This window comes from Micromonospora sp. NBRC 110038, assembly GCF_020884815.1.
In the GTDB taxonomy this organism is placed as follows: Bacteria; Actinomycetota; Actinomycetes; order Mycobacteriales; family Micromonosporaceae; genus Micromonospora; species Micromonospora haikouensis.
This window is the reverse complement of sequence record NZ_BBOL01000007.1, coordinates 211,854-232,581: the sequence shown is the minus strand read 5'-3', so window position 1 is coordinate 232,581 and position 20,728 is coordinate 211,854. Positions and strand designations below refer to the sequence as shown.

The window sequence follows — 20,728 nt, the reverse complement described above, 5'->3', positions numbered from 1 at the left end:
GGGGGTCAGGAGGACGTGCAGGTGAGGCTGGTGGGCGCCTGAGGGGTGCCGGTGCTGGAGGCGATGAAGCCGGCCGTGGTCGAGCCGCCGGTGGCCAACTGTCCGTTGTAGGCGGCGTTGGTCACGGTGACCTGGCTGCCCTGCTGGCCGAAGGTCGCGTTCCAGCCCTGGGACAGGGACTGCCCGCTGGGCAGCGAGAAGGTCACCCGCCAGCCGCTGATGGCGGCGCTCCCGGTGTTGGTGATGGTCAGCCTGCCCTCGTAGCCGCCGGACCAGGACCCGACCTGCGTGTACGTGACGCCGCACGACTGCCCGGCCGGCGGGTTGGTGGGCGTGGCGGTCGGCGTGGCGGTGGGGGCGGGCGTGGTGGGAGCGGGGGTGGTGGGCGTCGGCGTCGGGTTGCTGCCGGTGCCGAACTGCCACCAGTTGAGGTTGAACAGGTTGCCGCTGCCGCCGACGAAGCGGAGGTAGAGGTCCTGGGTGCCGGTCGCGCCGGTCACCGGGCAGGACACCGTCTGCCACGTCTGCCAGCCGCCGGTGACCGGCACCGTGCACGCGCCGACCCGGGTGCCCGTGGGGCTGCCCAGCCGGACCTCGATCGTGCCGCCGCTGCCCGCCGAGGCCACCCGCGCGCTGAACGACGACGCGCCCGCCCCGAACGCCACCCCCTTGACCTTGATGTAGTCACCGTTGCTGAGGAAGCTGGCGTTCATGCCGCCCTCACTCGCCGGCTCCGTCTCGACGCCGACGGACCAGGCGATGGTCTCGGCCTCCTGCCGCACGTACGGGTTCAGCGTGCCCACCTGCGGGGCCCCCGTCGTGGTCATGTTCATGGTCGGGATCGTGCCGTCACTGTTGTAGGAGAACTTCTCCACCGCCACCGACCGGGTGAAACCACCACCACCGGGCAACGCCCCGTTGTGGTAGAAGAAGTACGACCCACCATTGAAATCGATCACGCCGGGGTGGTTGGTGAAACTACCGCCCTGCCGCGGCATCACCGTCCCCCGGTACGTCCACGGCCCCGTCGGACCCGGCGCCGTCGAGTAACCGATGAACTCCGAGCAGCACTCCGCCGCGAACACGTTGTAGTAGAGACCGTTGCGCTTGTACACCCACGGCCCCTCCTCGTACAAGGTGGGACGGCTCGCGTTACCGGTACGGGTGCCGAACCCGGCCGTGGTCAACGGGATCTTCGTCGGGCTGCCCGAGTAGGAGATCATGTCCTGGTTCAGCTTCACGTACCACAGGTTCGGGTTACCCCAGTACAGGTACGCCTGCCCGTCGTCGTCGATCATCACGTTCGGATCGATCTCACCGTTACCGACCAGGGGACGACCGATCGCGTCGCGGAACGGACCGGTCGGGCTGTCGGCCACCCCGACGCCGATCACCATGCCGCCGCCACGCTGCTTCACCGGCACATACCAGTAGAACTTGTTGTTCCGAGCCACCACATGACCCGCCCACGCATCCGACTCCGCCCACGAGAACGTCGCCAGACTCATCGGCGAACCATGATCAGTCCAGTTCACCATGTCCGCCGACGAGAACACCCGCCAGTCCTTCATCGTGAAGTACGTCGACCCGTCCTCGTCATGCCCGGTGTACAGATACACCCGACCGTTGTGCACCAACGGCGCAGGATCAGCGGTGTAGATCGTCTGCACGATCGGGTTGTCCGCCCGGGCCGGGGCGGCGAACAGCGTCCCGACGCAGAGCAGGGTCGCGACCCAGGCGACGCCGCGCCTGAGTCTCGTGCCGGTCAGGGTCTTCACAGATACCTCCCGAGGCGTGGGCAGCGCACCTGGCACAGGTGTCTGCCCGGGGTGGGTGAGTGCGTGGGTGGTCGACCGGCACCTGCCCGGGGGCGCGGCGGCGCGGTCGGCCCTGGTAGGGGCTGCGACATCACGGGTCGGAGCGGGCCCTGACGTCCACGCGGACGCCGGACGTGCTCAGCTCCCGGCTGTTGCTCCGGCTCTGCCGCCCCGGATCGGCGATCTCGGTGGCGGCGGCGGAGCGTGCCCTTCGCTCCTGAGAGGCAGGATACTTGTTACCGTTAACACGGACAAGACGGGGATCGATGTCGTGGCGGTGCCGCCCCGCGCGGGCCGCCCGCCGGCACCCGGGGCCGACCCGGGCCGACCCCTCGGCCCGGCCACCCGGCACCCGGGGCGTTGCCGGGGTCTGCCATGCTCGGCACGATGACGACCGGCCGCCCCACTTCACGCCGCCCGCGCCGCCGGGCCGCCCTCGTCGTCCTCGCGCTCGGGGCGGTCGCCGCCCTCGTCGCCGTCGCCGGGGTCGCCTGGCATTTCCTGCGGCCACCGGGCCCGCGCCCGCTGTTCCAGCTCCCCGTCGCCTGCGGCGAGACGTGGCAGCTCGGCACCTATCCCGGGCACGACGACTACGACGTCGACCTGTTCCCCAAGCGGGGCGAGGCGTGGGGGCGGCCGGTGCTCGCCTCGTACGCCGGCACGGTGACCGTGGCGGGGATCAACGGGTCGCTGGGTGGCCGTACCCCCGACAACCCGGACGGCCCGCGCGGCCGGGGCGGCGGGTACTGGGTGAAGATCGACCACGGCGGCCGGTGGGAGACGCAGTACCTGCACCTGCTCGAACCGCCGCTGGTCCGCGAGGGCCAGCGGGTCGCCCAGGGCGAGCAGATCGGGCGGGTCGGCAGCACGGGCAACTCCGGCGCGCCCCACCTGCACTACGAGCAGCGCCGGGGCTGGGAGAAGGTCGAGACCTGGTTCGACGGCGAGCCGTCGGGGATCACCCACGACGACGTCGAATACACGGTCACCCGCAAGAGCAACAACTGCGCCGCCGCGCGGCCGTAGCCGGCCGCGCCCGCCTTCCAGTCACCGTCCAGATCGCTTCCACAGCCGGCTGGCAGCGTCTACGCCACAGACGCGAAGGGCGTCACGTGGCGAAGGGACGCGACTCAGGTGCGAAGAGGAACGAACTGGAGGCTGGCCGCGGCGCTCAGCCTGATCGTCGCCGCCGGATCCCTCACGGTTTCCGGGCCGGCGGCGGCCGCCCCCGTCATCCGGCTGGCTCCGGCGGCCCCCGTGCAACCGGCCGACGTCGCCGGCTCGGTCGACTATCTCACCAGGACCTACGGCGTCAGCGTGCGGGAGGCGGTGCGCCGGCTGGAGTTGCAGCGGACCGCGGGCGCGTTGCAGGACGTGCTGGCCCGCGACCACGGCGACACCTTCGCGGGCTCCTGGATCGACCAGGAGAACGGGGGCGTGCTCTACGTCGCCAGCACCGCCGCCGAAAAACTGGCCCCCGCGCTGGGCGCGATCCCGGACCGGCGGCACATCCGCGTCGTCGGGGCGCGGCACTCCCTCCGGGAACTCGCGGCCAGGGCGCGGGAGGCCAGCGCCCGGCTGGGGCTCACGCCCGAGCAGGAGCCGGTGATCAACCCGCAGCGCAACCGGGTGGAACTGCACCATGGCGCGGCGGACGCCGTAAGCGGCTCGGCCGGCCGGCTCGCGCTGGCCGACGACCTGGGCGTCACGGTGGTCGACTCGCCGACCCCCACCCCGCAGGCCTGCACGATCCGCAACTGTGAGGCGCCGATGCGCGGCGGACTGCTGCTGGACTTCTTCGACTTCAACAAGAATCCGAAGCGGAGCTGCACCAACGGCTTCAACGTGCACGGCTCGGACGGCTGGCAGTACACGGTCACGGCGGGGCACTGCAGCAAAGCCGGGGACGGCTACTACTCCCGGCACGCGGGCCTGTGGGTCGGCCGCTACAACTATCCGACCTATGTCAGTGAGATCTACCCCAACGACGGAATCATCATGCCGTACGTGGTGATGAACGGCTTCGAGTACGTCACGTACTGGGTGGTGAACCCACGCAACACGGTGTTCAACTCGCGGGGAAGCGCCCAGTTCCCGATCTACGGGATGTACAGCTACTCCCAGATCGGGGTCGGCTGGGTGGCCTGCCACACCGGTCAGACGTCCAACAACACCAGGTGCGGCACGGTCCTCACGAAGGACGGTGGAATGGTCACGGACATCTGTACGCAGAGCGGGGACAGCGGCGGCCCGCTCTTCAGCGAGGCCGACCACATGGCCTACGGCATCCTGCACGGCGGCACCCACAAGGTCGGCAACTGCACCACGCGGTCGTACTACTCGCCGCTGTCGAAGGTCTTCGACTCCGCGCGCTCGTACTCCGGCATCACGTTCAACGTGAACTCGGCCGCCTGATCGACCGGCCCCGCCGGCCGGCGGGAGGGCCGTAGCCAGCGCCGCCGCCTGGCTACGGCCCTGCCGGTCCGCCGGGGTGGCGGCCCGGCCTGGGTCAGCACCCGCCGGTGCGCCTCCCGCAGGTCCGGCCCCGGGTCGATGCCCAGCTCGTCGGCGAGCCGCTCGCGGATCGACCGGTACGCCGCCAGGGCCTCGGCCTGGCGGCCGGCGGCGGCGAGCGTCGTTACCAGGCCCGCCTGGACGCGCTCGTCGAGCGGGTCCCGCTCGGCCGCGCGGCGCAGCGGCGCCAGCACCGGCGACGGGCGGCGCAGCCGGACCGCGATCCCGGCGGCGTCGAGGACGGCGTCGGTGAACTCGCCGTCGAGGCGCGCGAACGTGGCCCGGGCCGCCGGGGTGCCGGCCAGGCCGTCGCCGGCGGGGCCGTGGCCGAGCCGCAGCGCCGCGGCGTACCGGTCGAGCGCCGCGTCGGGCTCGCCGCCCCGCGCGTACGCCTTCGCCTCGGCGACGGTCCGCCGGAACAGCACGAGGTCGAGCGCCTCCGGCCCGGCCGCGAAGCGGTACCCGTGCCCCTGCCGGGTCAGGTAAGCGCCCGGGGCGCGCGGCGGCAGGCCCGGCTCGAGCAGGCGGCGGAGGCCGCCGACGTACTTGTGGATGGTGTTCACCGCGCTCGGCGGCGCGCCCGGCCCCCAGAGCAGGTCGATCAGCTCGGGCGTGCCGACGGGGTGACCCGTGCGGGCGAGCAGGAGCGCCAGCAGGCAGCGTTGCTGCGGCGGCCCGGCGTCCACTTCGGCGTCGCCGCGCCGGACCCGCAGCGGGCCGAGGATCCGCAGGTGCGTCGCCGGGCGGCGCGGATCGACACTGTGCGAAACAGGCATGGCATGACGATAGGTAGCGACGTGGATGCTCAGCGTACGTCGGATGACGTAAAGACGCGGGCCAGCTCCGCCCGCGACTTGACGTGCACCTTCGGGTAGATGCGGTACAGGTGGGTGCTGACCGTCCGGGGGGACAGGAACAGGTGCGCGCCGATCTCCCGGTTGCTCAGCCCCTCCGCGGCCAGCCGGGCGATCTGCTGCTCCTGCGGGGTGAGGGCGGTCAGCGCGTCCGTCGGCCGACGGCGGGTCTCGCCCGTGGCCCGCAGCTCCGCCCGGGCCCGGTCGGCCCACGGGGTGACGCCGAGCGCGTCGAAGGTGGCCGCGGCGGCCCGCAGCGGCGGCCGGCTCTCCGTGACCCGCTGCGCCCGCCGCAGCGCCGTGCCGTACGCGAGCTGGAGGCGGGCCCGGTCGAACGGCCAGCCGGTCAGGTCCTTAGCCAGCGCGGCCCGGTAGTCCCCGCCGAGCACCGCGCGGGCGTAGCCGAGGCCGACCCGCAGCGACGGCGACCCGGTTCGCACGGCGACCGGCTCCAGGTCGCGGACCACCGAGCGCAGCTCGTCCTGGAAGCCACCGAGCAGGGCTGCCTCGGCCAGGTGCCCGAGCACGAGCAACTGGTGGCCCGGGAAGTAGGCGCTGTCCGCCGGGTCCAAGATCCGCATGAGCTGCCGGAACGCGTCGTCCGGGTGGCCCTCGGCGAGCGCGGCGACGCCCCGGATGCGCTGCACGAGGGCCAGCATCGGCAGCCGCCGGCCGGCGGAGAGCACCTGCTCGGCGGCCTCGGCCCGGCGGTGGGCGGCGGCGACGTCGCCCCGCAGCGCCTCGGCCAGGCCCATGGTGAGGCTGCCGCCCAGCGCCCACATCGGCAGCCCGGTCTCCTCCGCCAGGCTGATGCACTCGGCGGCCAGCGGCACGGCGGCCCGGGTGTCGCCCAGCGCCGCGTACGCCGACGCGGCCGCGTTGAGCGCCTGGGAGAGGACGCCGATCCGGCCCTGTGCGCGCAGCTCGGCCGCGGCGGACAGCGCGAACGTCCCCGCCAGGTCGAACGCGCCGACGGCCCAGGCGGCGATCGACAGGTCGCTGCGCAGGGCCGGTGGCAGGTCCATCCGGTGCACCAGCCGCTCCAGCCGCCGCAGCGCGGCGGCACCGTGCTCGACCGGTGCGACCAGCAGCATGATCCCGGGCACGCGCGGGTCGTCGTCGATCGATCCGAGCGCGAGCGTGACCTCGGTGAACCGGTCGCGGACGGGCGCCGGCACGTTCGAGTAGTAGACGCGGAGCGCCAGGTCGCTCATCGCCTGGAGGGCGCGCTCGGGGTCGCCGTCGCGGCGCATCATGTCGATCAGGTCGGCGTAGGCCAGCAGCCGTTCCGGCCCGGACCAGGCCACCGGGAGGTACGTCTCGCGCAGCCAGGTCAGCCGGGCGCGGTCGGCCCGCCGCAGGGCGCTCTCGTCGATCTCGCCGAGCAGCCGCCGCACGGCGTGCGGGTCGCCCTGCTCGTGCGCCACGAGACAGCTCGACACCTGCCGGTGGCCGCGCGCGGCCGGGTCCCGGCTGAGCTGGACGGCCCGGGTGAGCGCGGCCAGCGCGAGCGGCGCCTGCCGCGAGGCGGCGGCGATCGCCACGTCGGTGAGCTCCCGGGCCAGCGCCTCGTCCGGGCCCGACGCGGCCGACGCCCGGTGCCAGAGCTGGCGCTGTGGGCTGGCGGACAGCACCTCGGCCAGCGCCGCGTGCACGCGGCGACGGTCCGCGGGCGCGGCCTGCTGACGCAGCGCCGAGCGCAGCAGCGGGTGCCGGAACCGCAGCTCGTACCGTTCGTCGACGGCGACCAGGCGGGCGGTCACCGCCGGCTGGATCGCCTCGGCGGGCACGTCGGCGCCGACCAGGACCGCGGCGGCCGCCAGGATCTCGTCCAGGCCGGTCCCGTCGTTCAGCGCCGCGATCAGCAGCAGGGTCCGGGTCGGCGGCGGCAGGTCGGCGACCAGCCCGCCGAAGGTCCGCTCCATCCGCGTGCTCAGCGGCAGCGCCGACGACGACAGCGCCCCGTCGCCGAGCCGGGCGACCGAGGTGCCGAGCTCCACGATGCCCAGCGGGTTCCCGGCGGCCTCGTCCAGCACCCGGTCCCGCAGCCGCCGGGTCAACCGGGGCGCGGTCCGGTCCAGCAACGTCCCGGCGTCGGCCGGGTGCAGGGGCTCCAGCCGCAGCTCGGGCAGTCCGGCCCGGGTGAGCCGCCGGTCGACGTCTTCGCCGTCGCGTACCGCCATGACCACGGCGACCGGGTCCGACCCGACCCGCCGACAGAGGAACGTCAGGGTCTCCCAGGTCGCGGCGTCCAGCCAGTGCGCGTCCTCGACCGCGAGCAGCGTGGGCTGCTCCGGTTCGCCGAGCAGGTGCAGCACCTCGACGGCCCGGCGGTACGGCGAGTCCGCCGTCAGCGCGGCGGCACGCAGCGGGCGGAGCAGGTGGTCGAGCCCGGCGTACGGGATCTGCCCCTCGGCCTGCACGCCGGTCACGCCCAGTACGCGCACCCCGCGCCCGCGCCCGGCGCGGACCACGTGCTCCAGCAGGGCCGACTTGCCGATCCCCGCCTCGCCGCGCAACACCAGCGCGCCGCCCCGCCCCTCGGTGGCGTGGGTGAGCAGATCCCCGAGCAGGCTGATCTGGTCGTCCCGCCCGACAAGCCCGGCCATGCCCCCATCCTGCAACGCCACGGCCGTGGCCTCACCCGCCGTCGACCCGGGGCCGCCGGTGGTCGGTCAGCCGGAACCCGACCCCCCGCACCGCCACGACGGTGACGCCGGTGCCGAGCTGGTCGAGCTTGCGGCGCAGCCGCTTCACCAGGGACTGCACGCCGGCCGGGCGCTGCCGCCCCTCGTCGTGCCAGACCGTCCGGTGCAGCTCGGCGTAGCTCCAGACCCGGACCGGTTCGCTGGTCAGGCGGGTCAGCAGGTCGCGTTCGAGCCGGGTGAGGAAGACCTCGCGCTCGCCGTAGCGGGCCGTGGACCGGGCCGGGTCGATCCGCAGCAGGTCGTCCGGGCCCGCCTCGGGGGTCGGCCGCCCCGCTGCGGGCGGCCCCTGCGGCACCGCGATGATCCGGCGCAACTCGTCGAGGTCGGCCACCAGCAGCAGGGGCGCGATGCCGTCGAGGCGTTCGGCGAGCCGGATCCGCTCGGCCGGCGACGGCGTCACCGCGATCACCAGCGGGATCGGCGGCCCCGCCTCGTCGAGGGGACCCGACGGCACGCTGCCGTCGCCGCCGCTCACCGCGCCCACCCGGACGCGACCGGCCGCTGCTGCCCGAGTCTGTCAGCGCGGTGACAGCGACGGGCGGCCACCACCGCCGGCCGGGCTGCTCCTAGCGACGAGTTGCTCACGTCGCGTGCTTGATCCTTCATCTTTGTCGATCATAGTTTGCCCACAGGCGGCCGGCGTGACCCGCACGGCGCCTGGAGGGCCTGGGGAACCGCGCGTACCGGTGCGTCCAGAGGGGAGGCACGGTCGTTGTACCCCTGTCACGGCCCGACCAACCGCGGGTCGTTCTGCAGGAGGCAGCACCGATGCTGAGACGTCCACACCCCAGGGGCCCGGCCGGGCGCCTGGTGAGCGCCGGTGCGGCGCTCGTCCTCGCCGCGACGGCCCTGGTCGCGACCGGTTCCGGGGCGCAGGCCGCGCCGGGCGGCACACCCGCGGACAAGATCCGGCCCGAGCTGGTCAAGCAGCTCCAGGCCAAGAGCGAGAGCGACTTCTGGATCCACTTCGGTGGCCGGGCGGACCTGAGCAAGGCCGGCGCGATCACGGACTGGACCAAGCGGGGCGCCGCCGTGGCGGACGCGCTGCGCCGCACCGCCGCCGACAGCCAGGCCAAGGTCCGCGCCGAGCTCGACGGCGCGGGCGCGAAGTACCAGAGCTTCTGGGCGACCAACGCCATCAAGGTCAGCAGCGGCTCCCTGACGATGGTGCAGAGCCTCGCCGCGCACGCCGAGGTCGACGGCGTCTACGCGCCCGTCGCCTACGAGCTTCCCGAGGTCACGAAGGGCACCGACGAGAAGACGGCCAACGCCCTGGAGTGGGGCATCGCCAACATCAACGCCGACGACGTCTGGTCGCGCTACGGCGTCACCGGCGCCGGCATCACGGTGGCGAGCATCGACTCCGGCGTGCAGTTCGACCACCCGGCGCTGGTGCGGTCCTACCGGGGCAACAACGGCGACGGCACCTTCGACCACAACTACAACTGGTTCGACGCGGCCGGCGACTGCGCCGCCGCCCCCTGCGACGGCGACGGCCACGGCACCCACACGATGGGCACGATGGCCGGCGCCGACGGCGCCAACCAGATCGGCGTCGCGCCCGGCGTCCGGTGGATCGCGGCCAACGGCTGCTGCCCGACCGACGCCGCGCTGATCGCGTCCGGCCAGTGGATGCTCGAACCCACCGACCTCGACGGCGAGAACCCCGACGCCAGCAAGCGGCCCCACGTCATCAACAACTCGTGGGGCACCCGGCTGCCCTCCAACGACCCGTTCATGGAGGACGTGACGCTGGCCTGGGCCGCGTCGGGCATCTTCGGCGCCTGGTCCAACGGCAACAGCGGCCCGTCCTGCCAGACCAGCGGCTCGCCGGGCAGCCGGTCCAGCAACTACTCCACCGGCGCGTACGACGTCAACAACGCCATCGCCAGCTTCTCCGCCCGGGGCGCCGGCCAGGGCGGTGCCGTCAAGCCCGACATCTCCGCGCCCGGCGTCAACGTCCGCTCCAGCATCCCCGGCGGCGGCTACGGCAGCCTCAGCGGCACCTCCATGGCCTCCCCGCACCTCGCGGGCGCGGTGGCGCTGCTGTGGTCGGCGGCGCCCGCGCTGGTCGGCGACGTCGCGGCCACCCGCGCCCTGCTGGACGACTCGGCGATCGACACCGCCGATGCCCAGTGCGGCGGCACCGCCGACGACAACAACGTCTTCGGCGAGGGCCGCCTCGACGCCCTCGCGTTGCTCGACGCCGCCCCGATCGGGGAGACCGGCACCCTCGCCGGCACGGTCACCGACGCGGCCACCGGCGACCCGGTCCCCGGCGCCACGGTCGCCCTCACCGGCCCGGCGTCCCGGCAGCTCACCACCGGCGCCGACGGCAGGTACTCGTCCCTGCTGCCCGCCGGCGACTACCAGGTCGCCGTGACCGCGTTCGGCTACGCCGCCCGGACCCTGCCCGCCACGGTCCGCGCCGCCGCGACCACGACGCTCGACGTCGCCCTGACGGCGGTGCCGTCGGTCACCGTCAGCGGCTCGGTCACCGACGGCTCCGGCCACGGCTGGCCGTTGTACGCGAAGGTCAGCGTCGAGGGCCTGCCGGTGTCCGACTACACCACGCCCGGCAACGGCCGCTACAGCCTCACCCTGCCCGCCTCGGCCACGTACAAGCTGAAGGTGGAGCCGCAGTACCCGGGCTACCAGACCGTGACCCGTGAGGTCGTGGTCGGCTCCGGCAACAAGACCCAGAACGTCGCCGTCACCGTGGACCCGACCGCCTGCACCACCGCGCCCGGCTACGGGTACGGCTCCGACGGCGTGTACGAGACCTTCGACGGCGACCGCGCCCCGGCCGGCTGGTCGGTCGTGGACAACGCCGGCACCGGCCAGGGGTGGCGGTTCACCGACACGGGGAACCGGGGCAACCTCACCGGCGGCACCGGCGGCTTCGCGATCGTCGACAGCGACGACTACGGCAGCGGCGGGAAGCAGGACACCTCGCTGGTCAGCCCGGTCGTCGACCTCACCGACGTCGCCGCGCCCGTGATCCGGTTCAACCAGGACCTCAACTGGGTCAGCTCCGAGCGCGCCGACGTCGACCTCAGCGTCGACGGCGGCGAGACCTGGACCAACGTGCTGCGCCAGGCGGCGGACGTGCGCGGGCCCAAGGTCACCGAGATCGCGATCCCGCAGGCGGCGGGCAGGTCCGGGGTCCAGGTGCGGTTCCACTACTACGACGCCACCTGGGAGTGGTGGTGGCAGGTCGACAACGTGCTGATCGGCAGCGAGGTCACCTGCGCGCCGACCGACGGCGGCCTGGTGCTCGGCCACGTCCGCGACGCCAACGACAACGGGTACGTCAACGGCGCGACCGTCACCAGCGACGACCGGCCGGCGCAGACGACCACCACCGTGGCCACCCCCGACGACACCGAGCTGCCCGACGGCTTCTACTGGCTGTTCTCCTCGCTGACCGGCGCGCACCGGTTCACCGCCAAGGCCGGCGGCTACGTCAGCCAGGGCAAGCAGGTCACGGTCGAGGCCGACTGGGCCACCACCGCGACCTTCAAGCTCGCGGCGGGCCGGCTGTCCGTGCAGCCGGCGGCGGTCAGCGGCACCGTGCGGATGCCCACCGGCACCGTCGCCAAGACCTTCACGGTGACCAACACCGGCGGGGCCCCCGTCGACGTCCGCTTCGGCGAGCGCGACGGCGGCTTCGAGCTGCTGCGGGCCGACGGCTCCCGGGTGACCCAGCGGCAGATCCTGGCCGCCGAGGGGGCCCCGGAGCAGCGGATCACCGCCGCCACGTCGCTGGCCGCGCGGGCGTCCGGCAAGGCGGCTTCGGCGGCCCCCGCCCCGGCCGGCCCGCAGGCCGCGCCGTGGACGGACGTCACCGACTTCCCGGCCGCCATCATGGACAACCGGGTGGTCAGCCTGGACGGCAAGGTGTATTCGATCGCCGGCGGCAACGGCACGGCGTCGTCGGCGAAGAACTACGTCTACGACCCCATCGCCCAGACCTGGACCTCGATCGCCGACCTGCCCGGCGCGCGCAACGCCGTCACGGCCGGCGTCGTCGACGGGAAGATCATCGTGACCGGCGGTTGGGGCGCGTCCGGCCCCGACGCCGCCACCTGGTCGTACGACCCGGCGGCCAACGCGTGGACGAAGAAGGCGAACAACCCCGCGCCCCGGTCCGCCGCCGGCCAGGCCGTCGCCGACGGCAAGCTGTACGCGGTCGGCGGTTGCACGACGGCGAACTGCACGCCGATGTCGAACGACGTCCTGCGGTACGACCCGGCCAGCGACACCTGGGAGGCGCTGCCCGACTATCCGAAGGCGGTGGCGTTCCTGTCCTGCGGCGGCATCGGCGGCGTCGTCTACTGCACCGGCGGCAACGACGGCTCCGTCGCGCAGAAGGCCGGCTACGCCTTCGACCCGGGCACCAACGCCTGGACCGCGATCGCCGACGCACCGGCCGACAACTGGGCCAGCTCGTTCGCCGTGGCCAACGGCAAGCTGCTGGTCGTCGGCGGCTCGCAGGGCGGGGCGATCACCAACGCCGGCTTCGCCTACGACCCGGCGGGCAACTCGTGGTCGGCCCTGCCGAACGCCAACACCGCCCGGTACCGGGGCGGCGCGGCGTGCGGCTTCTACAAGGTCGGCGGCTCCTCGGGCGGTTTCACGGCGACGGCGGACAGCGAGGCGCTGCCCGGCTTCGGCGAGTGCGCCGAGGCCGCCGCGGACGTCAGCTGGCTGACGATCGACAAGACGGCGGCCACGCTGGCGCCGGGCGAGAAGGTCACGGTCACCGTCGGGATCGCGGCCACCGTGGACCAGCCGGGCACGTACACGGCGTCGGTGGTGATCACCGAGAACACCCCGTACACCGTCGCGCCGGTGCCGGTCACGATGACCGCGCAGCCGCCGAAGACCTGGGGCAAGCTGCTGGGCACGGTGACCGGGACGAGCTGCCAGGGCGTCGGCGCGCCGATCTCCGGTGCGGTGGTCCAGGTCGACTCCTGGGCGATGTCGTGGACGTTCGCCACCGACGACCAGGGCCGGTACGCCTACTGGCTGGACAAGCGGAACAACCCGCTGACGTTGATCGTCGCCAAGGACGGCTGGAAGCCGCAGACCCGCCAGACGAAGATCAACACCAGCACGCCCACCGTGGAGAACTTCGCGTTGGCGCCGATCCGCTGCTGACCGTCGACGGCTGACGGGACAGCCCCGGCCCGCCCGGTCACCCGACCGGGCGGGCCGCGGGCGTCCTGCGGCGGGCCGGCCGTCCGGGTGTCGGCCGCCCGGCCGCCGGCGGACGGAGGGAGGGGCTCAGGGCAGCGCCAGCCGGAAGCCGACCCCCCGGACGGCGTCGATGGTCGCCGGCACGCCCAGCCGGGCCAGCTTGCGCCGCACCCGGCGCACCACCGAGTGCAGGTCGGAGCCGCGGCCCAGGCGCTCGGTGCCCCAGACCTCGCGGTGCAGCCGCCGGTGGGTCCAGGTGTGCCCGGGCGTGCCCACCAGGCAGCGCAGCAGGTCGTGCTCCAGCGGGGTCAGCCCGATCTCGCGGTTGCGCCAGCGCAGCACCCGCCGGTCGGAGTCGATGCTCAGCGCGGTCGCGGCCGGCGCGGCGGCGGTGACCACGACCCGGTGGGCCGCCGCCTCGGCGGGCGGGGCGGCAGGCTCGCCGGCCACGCCGAGGAACCGCCGCGCCTGGTCCACGCTGGAGACGATCAGGACGGCCTCGGACCCGCCGAACAGCTCGGCGAGGCGGCGGCGGTGCGACGCCGAGGAGGCGATGCCGATGGCCAGGGAGGGTCTCCCGCTCATCTCCGCCCTCCCCGTCCATCCGCTCGCGGAACGGCGTTGACATAATAATGTGCGTCGATGTCTGCGGCAATCTCCCTTCCCGACGGTCGCGCCGCTTCGGCGTGGCAGGATGTCGGCGTGCCCGAGGCCCGCAGACCACCGGTCGCGTTCGAGACGACCTGCGTCGTCGCGGCGCCGCCGGACGAGGTCTACCACCACCTGTCCGACCCGTTCAGCTACGTCGGGCTGTCGCCGCTGATCGTGGCGGTCCGCGACGTGCGCGCGGGCCACGACGCGCAGGGCCGGGCCGTCGCCCGCTACGTCGCCGTCGAGCGGTTCCGGCTGGTCGGCCCGGTGCGGTGGGACAACCCGATCCGGGTACGGATGGTGGCGACCCGGCCGGGCGAGCAACTGGTCAGCGAGGTGCGCAGCCCCGGCTGGGTGTCGCTGCGCGCGGTGGTGGACCTGGCCGCCGTGGCGGGCGGCACCCGGGTGCGGGAAGGGGTGACCGCCGAGGCCCCGGTGCCGCTGCGGCGGTTCGTGGCGGCGAAGGCGCGCGAGGTCGCCGCGTACCGGGCGGCCGAGCTGACCCGCCGCATGGCGGCCCGGTAGCCCCCGCGCGGGACGGCGTCGCGGACCCGCGCCGCTGCGGGCCCGCGACGCCGGCGCGGGCGTTACCGGTAGGTCAGGTCGGACGAGGAGTAGAGGCAGTTGGTGCCGTCGGCCCCGGTGCCGACCTGGGTGGGCTCGCTGCCGGTGTTGTTGCCGTTGTACTTGCGGCAGATCACCATCGCCCGGCTGGGGTCGTTGACGATCGTGATGCCCGAGAACCGGGCGGTGTCGCCGTAGTTGACGTTGATCCCGGCCACCGTGTTGCCGGGGCGGGTCAGCGTGCTGTCGCGGATGACGACGGTGCGCTTGTACTGGGTGGAGCAGTTGCCGCAGGAGCGGTAGAACGTCCCGAAGTTGGTCGCCTGGAAGTTCTGGACGGTCAGCGTGCCCGCCCCGTTGTGCTGGAAGACCTTGTCGCTGGCGCTGCGGGCGCCACCGCCGTCGACCAGGAAGACGGGCGACCCGCTGCCGCGGAACGTGGCGGCGTCCTCGCCCACGTCCTCCCACCACACGTTGCGCAGCGTGCAGGACCCGGCGCAGTGCACGCCGTCCCCGGCGGGGCCGCCGATGATGACGTTCTGCAGGGTGGCCCCGGCGGCGAGCTGGAACATCGGGTCCTGGCTCTCCTCCTGGCTGCCGTCACCGATGCAGCAGTACCGGCGCATGCCGCCGTCGAACACCCCGGAGACCGGGATCGTGCCGTCGACGCCGACCTGCCCGGTCGGCGTCGGCCAGGATCCGGTCGGCGGCGGCGTGGTCGGCGGCGGCGTGGTCGGTGGTGGCGTGGTCGGGTTGCCCGGCGTGGTCGGGTTGGTCCCGCCGGTGCAGGTGACGCCGTTGACCGCGAAGCTGGTCGGCGCCGGGTTGCTGCTGTTGTTCCACGTGCCGTTGAAGCCGAACGCGGTCGACGCGTTGGTGGCGAGGTTGCCGTTGAAGCTCACGTTCGTGGCGGTCACCGCGCTGCCGCTCTGCGTCACGGTGGCGTTCCACGCCTGGGTGACCGTCTGGCCGGCGCCGAACGACCAGGTGAGCCGCCACGAGGTGAGGGGGTCGCCGACGTTGGTGAGGGTGACCGTGGTGGAGAAGCCGCCCGGCCACTGCGAGCCGACCGCGTAGCTGACGCGGCAGCCGGCGGCGGCCTGCGCGGCGCCCGCCGTGGCCACGACCCCCGTGACGGCGAGCGTGGTCGCCGCCACGACGGCGAGAAGGGACCTTCGGCGCTGTCTGTGCAGCATGTTGCTCCCTGGCTGTACGTGGGGCCCGCGGAGGTGCCGGCAGCCGGTGCCCGCCGGATGCCGGAGCGGACCCTGGTCCGTGCCCGGACGCCCGTCCGTCGGACGGGCCGCGCCGCCCACGGGGCAAGCGCTTTCACCCAGCAGAGCGCAGAACGATGATCGACACAATCCCGGTCCCGCCGCCGCGTAGGGAAACACCCGATTACCGCGCGGGCGCGCGGCCCTAGCGTCAGGCGCATGCCCCGTCGTACGCACGCCCCGGCCCGCCCGCTCCGCCCGGCCCGGGTCACCACGCGGTTCCGCCGCCTGGCACCCGTCCTGCTGCTCGCCCTGCTGACGCCCGCCGCCTGCGGCCGGCTGGCCGGCCCGCTCTCCGCCGACCCGGGCGACGCCGCCGACCGGCCCGCCCCGGTGGCGTCGCAGCCCGGCGGGTCGGCAGACCCAGCCGCTCCGGAACCCGGCGACCCGGCCGACGGGCAGTCGCCGGAGCCGGGGGACGAGGCGGTGGCCCTGCCCGACCCCTGCACCCTGGTCCGCAAGGCCGAGGCCGAGAAGCTGGCCGGCCTCGGACTGGACGACGGCAGGCCGGTCGGGGACACCTGCACCTACACCGCGCCGGTCGACGGGCCGACCGCACAGGTCGAGGTCTTCGTCGGCGACGGCGCGAAGAAGTACCTCGACATCGAGCGGACGCTCGGGCACGAGACGCGGGCGCTGCCCGGCGTGGGCGACGAGGCGTACGCGACCGCCGACTCGTTCTTCGTCAACGCCTCCGGCAGGTGGGTGGCCGTCCGGCTGGTGCGGCTCAACGACCCCGAGGAGAACCGCCGCCCGTTGGAGTCCCTCGCCCGTACCGTCGCCGCCCGGCTCTGAGGCCCGGATGCGCCCACGCCCGCGCCGCGCGCTGGTCGCCGCTGTGGTGGCCCTCCTGGTGCTCGCCGGCTGCGCCGACCCGCAGCCGGCGGACCGCCCGGCGGACCCGGCGGCCGGCGCGGACGACCTGCGGTACGGCCCGGCACCGGTCCCCGAGCCCGGCGTCACCCTCCAGCCGGACGTGGTGCTCGTCGGCGGGGGCGGCCGGTCGGTCCGCTCGGTCACCGCCGACGGCCTCACCTGGCGTCTCGACCGGCGGGCCCGCAACGCCGACGCCCTCGCCCCCGGCAAGGTCATGTTCGTCACCGGGCGCGGGGTGGGCCGGGTGCTGGACGTCGCCCCCGACGGCGGTGACCTGCTCGTGACGATCGGCCCGGTCGACATCACCGAGGTCGTCCGGGACGGCACCTTCGCCCGGCGCGGCATCACCCTCGCCGACCCGATCGTCTACCCGGCCGGCGCGGCGTCCTGGGCCGACGACGCACCCGCGCCGCCGAGCACCTACGGGCGCAGCGCGCCCCTGCGCCGGCCGGCGGCCCGCGCGCCCGCCGACCAGCCGGTGCAGCCGCCACCGCAGCGCGGCGGGGACGTCGCCGCCACGGCCCACGGATACCAGGTCTACTCGACCTGCTGCACCAACGGCGTCGGCGTCCACTTCACCTACGACGACGGCGGCGTCCGCCTCGTCGGCACCGTGACGCTCACCTTCAGCCGCCCCGACGCCACCTTCCACCTCGCCATCGGCGGCGGCACCGTGACCCGCGCCGAGCTGGAGATCGGCGGCGGCTTCGGCATCAAGGTCGACTTCGAGGGCGGCATCCGGGACGGCCGCAACCACAGCAGGTCGTTCCCCGTCCCGGTGGACATCACCTTCCCCATCGGGCAGGTCCTCGGGATCCCGCTCTCCTTCACGATCGGCCAGACGCTCTCGGTCACCACCGCGTTCGGCGCGAAGCTGGGCACCGTCAAGGGCTCGGGCGAGTTCGCCCTCGCCGGCTCGCTCGGCTTCGGCTACGCCGACGGCGCCGCCGGCCCCCGGATCAGCAAGCGGGTCCAGCGCAGGTCGAGCCTGCTCAACTCGCTCACCGGCGTGCCCGTCGGCGTGATGGGCCTGGTCATCCGGCACGGCGTCCGGTTCACCGTCGGGATCAGCGCCTTCCTGTTCACCGCCGGCGTCTACTTCGAGCTGGTCACCTCGTACGGGTCGACGCTCGGCTCCGCCCTCGGCGCCCCGTACGCCCAGTGCCGGGGCGTGGGCATCGGCGTGCGGGCCGTCTTCGGCGTCGGCTACCGCATCCTGGAACCGGTCGTGCGGGTCCTCAACACGTTCCTCAGCCTGCTGACGCCGCACCGGGCCGCCGCGATCGGCCCGATCCCGGCGCAGGCCGGCCCCCGGTGGAGCACCACCGTCCACGACGCCGAGGAGGTCGTCCCGGACGTCGCGGTCTGCGGACGGCCGCCTCGCTGACCGTCCCACCGGGATGCCGCCGGCCGCCCACCGGCGCGCACGGGCCGTCACCTGGCGCGGGCGTGCCATCATCCCGCCATGGAGACCTCCCTGGTGGGGCGCGACGCGGTCGCCGACCGGGCGTGGCGGGCGCTGGTCGCGGGAACGCCGGTGCTCGTGGAAGGCCGCAGCGGCATCGGCAAGACCGCCCTCTGGAGGGCCCTGGTCGGCCGGGCCGAGCGGGCCGGGTGGTCGACGCTGACCTGCGCCCCGGCCGAGGCCGAGGTGGCGCTGCCGTTCGCCGCGCTGGCCGACCTGCTCCGGCCGCTGGCCGCCGCGGTGCCGGCCCTGCCCCCGCCGCAGCGCGCCGCCGCCGAGATGGTGCTGCTGGCCGCGTCCGGTGACGAGGTGATCGACGAACGGGCGGTCGGCGCGGCGACCCGCGCCCTGATCGAGGGCGCGTTCGGCGCGGGGGCCCCGGTGCTGCTCGCCGTCGACGACGCGCCCTGGCTCGACCCGCCGAGTGCGCGGGCGTTGCGGTTCGCGCTGCGCCGGCTCGCGCCCCGGCCCGCCGTGCTGGTCGCCCGGCGCACGGACGGCACCGGGCCCGCCGCCGCGCCCCTCGGCCTCGACGACGATCGGCCCGGCGGCGCGCCGGTGACCCGCGTCGCCCTGCCCCCGCTGGACGCCGGCTCCCTGCACCACATCGTCCGGGCCCGGCTGGACGGCGCGCTCAGCCGCCCGCTGTTCGCCCGCATCGTCCGCGACGCCGGGGGCAACCCGCTGCTGGCCATCGAGATGGCCCGGGCGGCGCTGCGCCTGCCCCGCCCGCCGGGGCCCGACGAGGACCTGCCGGTGCCGTCGTCGCTGCGCCAGCTGCTCGCCGACGCGCTGCGGGCGCTGCCCGCCCCCACCCGGGACGCGGTGCGGCTGGCCGCGCTGCTGACCGTGCCCACCCTGCCGGACCTCGCCGCGGCCGGGGTACCGGCGGACGCGTGGGACGCGGCGGAGGAGGCCGGCCTGCTCCGTGTCGCCCCGGACCGGGTCGGCTTCGTCCACCCGAGCTACGCCGCCGCCGTCCGCGGCGGCATCCCGCCCGGGGTGCGCCGGCGGCTGCACCGGACGCTGGCCGACGCGGTGCCGGATCCCGACGAACGCGCCCGCCAGCTCGCCCGGTGCGTCGTCGAGCCCGACGGGACGGTCGCCGCCGAGCTGGCCGCCGCCGCCGAACGCCAGCGCACCCGGGGCGCCCCCGCCGTCGCCGCCGACCTGTTCGAGCGGGCCGCGCAGCTCACGCCCGCCGACCAGGCCGACGACCGGGACCGGCGTCGCCTGGCCGCGGTGCGCTGCCGGATCGACAGCGGCGACCACGCGGCGGCGGGCGCGGCGGCCGACGCCGCGGCCGGGCAGCTCACCGGGCAGGCGCGGGCGGAGGCGCTGCTGCTGCGCGCGTTGGTCGCGTGGTTCGCCGACGACCTCGCCACTGCCGTGTCCACGGGCGAGCGCGCGCTGGCCGCCGCCGACGGCGGCCCCCTCGCGGGGCGGATCCACGCCCACCTCACCCTGTTCCACGACGGGCCCGGGGCCGCCCGGCGGCACGCCGAGGCCGCCATCGCCCTGCTCGGCGCCGACGAGGACCGGCCCCTGCTGACCGCCTCGCTGCTGCTGCTGTTCTTCCACGAGGTGCGCGCGGGCCTGCCCGCCCGCACCGGGCTGCTCGACCGGGCGCTGGCACTGGAGGCCGGCGAGCCGTCGTGGCTGGCCGGCACGATCCCGGCGATCTGGTGGAAGGCCACCGACGACCACGACCGGGCGCGCGAACGGCTGCACGACATGCGCGCCCGGGCGGCGGCGCGGGGCGACGAGCCGTGGCAGCACGAGCTGCTCACCCACCTCGGCGAGGCGGAGCTGCTGGCCGGCCGGTTCGCCGCGGCCGAGGCGCACATCGCCGCCGCCCGGCAGCTGGGTGAACAGCTCGGCAGCGCGCTGGTCGGCGAGACCTGGCTGGCGGGGACGCTGGCCGCGTACCGGGGGCGGCTGGCCGAGGCCGCCGGGGTCGCGGAGGAGGGCCTGCGCCGGGCCCGGGAGGTCGACGACGACTGGAGCCGGCGCATCCACCTGCAACTGGCCGGGTTCGTGGCGTTGTCCGCCGGCCGGGCCGGCGAGGCCGCCGCCGCGTACGGCGAGCTGGCGGGGGCGCTGTCCGGATCCGGGATCGCCGAGCCGGTCGCCCTGCGCTTCGAACCGGACTGGATCGAGGCGTGTGTCGGCTGTGGTGACCTCGACACGGCGGGCCGGGCCCTCGCCCGTCTCGCCGAACGGCACGGGCGACTGCCCCGGCCGTGGACCACGCTCGGGCTGGCCCGCAGCCGGGTGCTGGTCGACGGTGCCGCCGGCGTCGACACGTCGCCGGCGCTCGCCGCGCTCGGTGCCGCGCGGTCGGCCGTACCGTCGGACGTGCTGCCGCTGGACCGCGCCCGCTGCCTGCTGGTCGCGGGTCGCGCGCTGCGGCGGGCCCGGCGTCGCCGGGAGGCCCGCGCGGCCCTGGAGGCGGCCGAGGCCGAGTTCGACGCGCTCGGCGCGGCCGCGTTCGCCGCCGCGACGCGCGGCGAGCTGGACCGGATCGGCCGGCGGACGGCCGCGCCGACCACGCTCACCGCCACCGAGGAGCGGGTGGCGCGGCTGGCCGCGCAGGGGCGCACCAACCGGGTCATCGCCGACACGCTGTTCATCAGCCCGAAGACCGTCGAGGCCAACCTCGCCCGCGCCTACCGCAAGCTCGGCATCTCCAGCCGTGCCGAGCTGGGCGCCGTGCTGGGGCGGCCGGCGTCCGGCTGAGGGTGGGCCGGTCGCCGGCGACCGCCGGACAGCGGTGCCGCCGCCCGGCGGCGGACCGCACGGC

Annotated in this window: 13 protein-coding genes; 7 read left to right on the top strand and 6 right to left on the bottom strand. The window is 75.0% G+C overall.

The window, feature by feature from the left end; genetic code table 11:
- Positions 1-5 precede the first annotated feature (5 nt).
- Entirely contained in the window at positions 6-1,706 is a 1,701-nt protein-coding gene (locus tag LPU61_RS23855) for a family 43 glycosylhydrolase (protein ID WP_229406252.1), read from the bottom strand.
- Positions 1,707-2,204: 498 nt separating this feature from the next.
- On the opposite strand from LPU61_RS23855, the gene LPU61_RS23850 reads away from it, so the two are divergent.
- Together LPU61_RS23850 and LPU61_RS23845 are read left to right on the top strand one after the other, a co-directional pair.
- Entirely contained in the window at positions 2,205-2,843 is a 639-nt protein-coding gene (locus LPU61_RS23850; protein WP_229406201.1) for a M23 family metallopeptidase, read from the top strand.
- A gap of 108 nt (positions 2,844-2,951) precedes the next feature.
- Positions 2,952-4,232, top strand: coding sequence for a S1 family peptidase (locus LPU61_RS23845; protein WP_229406200.1), 1,281 nt, complete (start codon positions 2,952-2,954; stop codon positions 4,230-4,232).
- Here LPU61_RS23845 and LPU61_RS23840 read toward each other — a convergent pair.
- The 3 genes from LPU61_RS23840 to LPU61_RS23830 are packed head-to-tail and all read right to left on the bottom strand — an operon-like array spanning position 4,154 to position 8,368.
- Positions 4,154-5,107, bottom strand: coding sequence for an AfsR/SARP family transcriptional regulator (locus LPU61_RS23840; RefSeq protein ID WP_229406199.1), 954 nt, complete (start codon positions 5,105-5,107; stop codon positions 4,154-4,156). The genes LPU61_RS23845 and LPU61_RS23840 overlap by 79 nt on opposite strands.
- 29 nt (positions 5,108-5,136) lie before the next feature.
- Positions 5,137-7,794 (bottom strand): AAA family ATPase, encoded by a 2,658-nt coding sequence (locus tag LPU61_RS23835; RefSeq protein WP_229406198.1) that lies wholly within the window; start codon positions 7,792-7,794, stop codon positions 5,137-5,139.
- Positions 7,795-7,825: 31 nt separating this feature from the next.
- Entirely contained in the window at positions 7,826-8,368 is a 543-nt protein-coding gene (locus LPU61_RS23830; RefSeq protein ID WP_052503840.1) for a winged helix-turn-helix domain-containing protein, read from the bottom strand.
- A gap of 335 nt (positions 8,369-8,703) precedes the next feature.
- Between LPU61_RS23830 and LPU61_RS23825 the strand changes: the two genes are divergently transcribed.
- Positions 8,704-13,056, top strand: coding sequence for a S8 family serine peptidase (locus LPU61_RS23825; RefSeq protein ID WP_229406197.1), 4,353 nt, complete (start codon positions 8,704-8,706; stop codon positions 13,054-13,056).
- Between the two features lie 126 nt (positions 13,057-13,182).
- Here the strand turns inward: LPU61_RS23825 and LPU61_RS23820 are convergent, their stop codons facing one another.
- Positions 13,183-13,680 (bottom strand): winged helix-turn-helix domain-containing protein, encoded by a 498-nt coding sequence (locus LPU61_RS23820; protein ID WP_043963133.1) that lies wholly within the window; start codon positions 13,678-13,680, stop codon positions 13,183-13,185.
- 117 nt (positions 13,681-13,797) lie between these two features.
- Here LPU61_RS23820 and LPU61_RS23815 point away from each other — a divergent pair, with 117 nt between their 5' ends.
- Complete coding sequence (locus tag LPU61_RS23815) at positions 13,798-14,271, top strand: SRPBCC family protein (RefSeq protein ID WP_229406196.1); 474 nt, start codon at positions 13,798-13,800, stop codon at positions 14,269-14,271.
- A gap of 62 nt (positions 14,272-14,333) precedes the next feature.
- Here LPU61_RS23815 and LPU61_RS23810 read toward each other — a convergent pair whose 3' ends face one another.
- Positions 14,334-15,506: a pectate lyase gene (locus tag LPU61_RS23810; RefSeq protein ID WP_229406195.1), complete on the bottom strand. Its 1,173-nt coding sequence runs from the start codon at positions 15,504-15,506 to the stop codon at positions 14,334-14,336.
- Positions 15,507-15,743: 237 nt separating this feature from the next.
- Between LPU61_RS23810 and LPU61_RS23805 the strand changes: the two genes are divergently transcribed.
- The 3 genes from LPU61_RS23805 (at position 15,744) to LPU61_RS23795 (ending at position 20,664) form a co-directional block, all read left to right on the top strand.
- A complete protein-coding gene (locus tag LPU61_RS23805; RefSeq protein ID WP_043963135.1) occupies positions 15,744-16,379 on the top strand; it encodes a hypothetical protein in 636 nt (211 codons plus the stop codon).
- Between the two features lie 7 nt (positions 16,380-16,386).
- Positions 16,387-17,847, top strand: coding sequence for a hypothetical protein (locus tag LPU61_RS23800; protein ID WP_229406194.1), 1,461 nt, complete (start codon positions 16,387-16,389; stop codon positions 17,845-17,847).
- Between the two features lie 78 nt (positions 17,848-17,925).
- A complete protein-coding gene (locus LPU61_RS23795; RefSeq protein WP_043963140.1) occupies positions 17,926-20,664 on the top strand; it encodes a LuxR family transcriptional regulator in 2,739 nt (912 codons plus the stop codon).
- The last annotated feature ends 64 nt before the right edge of the window (positions 20,665-20,728 follow it).

Coding starts and splice junctions, on each gene's coding strand:
- LPU61_RS23805 (WP_043963135.1), top strand. CDS start 15,744: ATGCCCCGTCGTACGCACGCCCCGGCCCGCCCGCTCCGCCCGGCCCGG.
- LPU61_RS23810 (WP_229406195.1), bottom strand. CDS start 15,506: ATGCTGCACAGACAGCGCCGAAGGTCCCTTCTCGCCGTCGTGGCGGCG.
- LPU61_RS23835 (WP_229406198.1), bottom strand. CDS start 7,794: ATGGCCGGGCTTGTCGGGCGGGACGACCAGATCAGCCTGCTCGGGGAT.
- LPU61_RS23800 (WP_229406194.1), top strand. CDS start 16,387: ATGCGCCCACGCCCGCGCCGCGCGCTGGTCGCCGCTGTGGTGGCCCTC.
- LPU61_RS23795 (WP_043963140.1), top strand. CDS start 17,926: ATGGAGACCTCCCTGGTGGGGCGCGACGCGGTCGCCGACCGGGCGTGG.
- LPU61_RS23840 (WP_229406199.1), bottom strand. CDS start 5,107: ATGCCTGTTTCGCACAGTGTCGATCCGCGCCGCCCGGCGACGCACCTG.
- LPU61_RS23850 (WP_229406201.1), top strand. CDS start 2,205: ATGACGACCGGCCGCCCCACTTCACGCCGCCCGCGCCGCCGGGCCGCC.
- LPU61_RS23820 (WP_043963133.1), bottom strand. CDS start 13,680: ATGAGCGGGAGACCCTCCCTGGCCATCGGCATCGCCTCCTCGGCGTCG.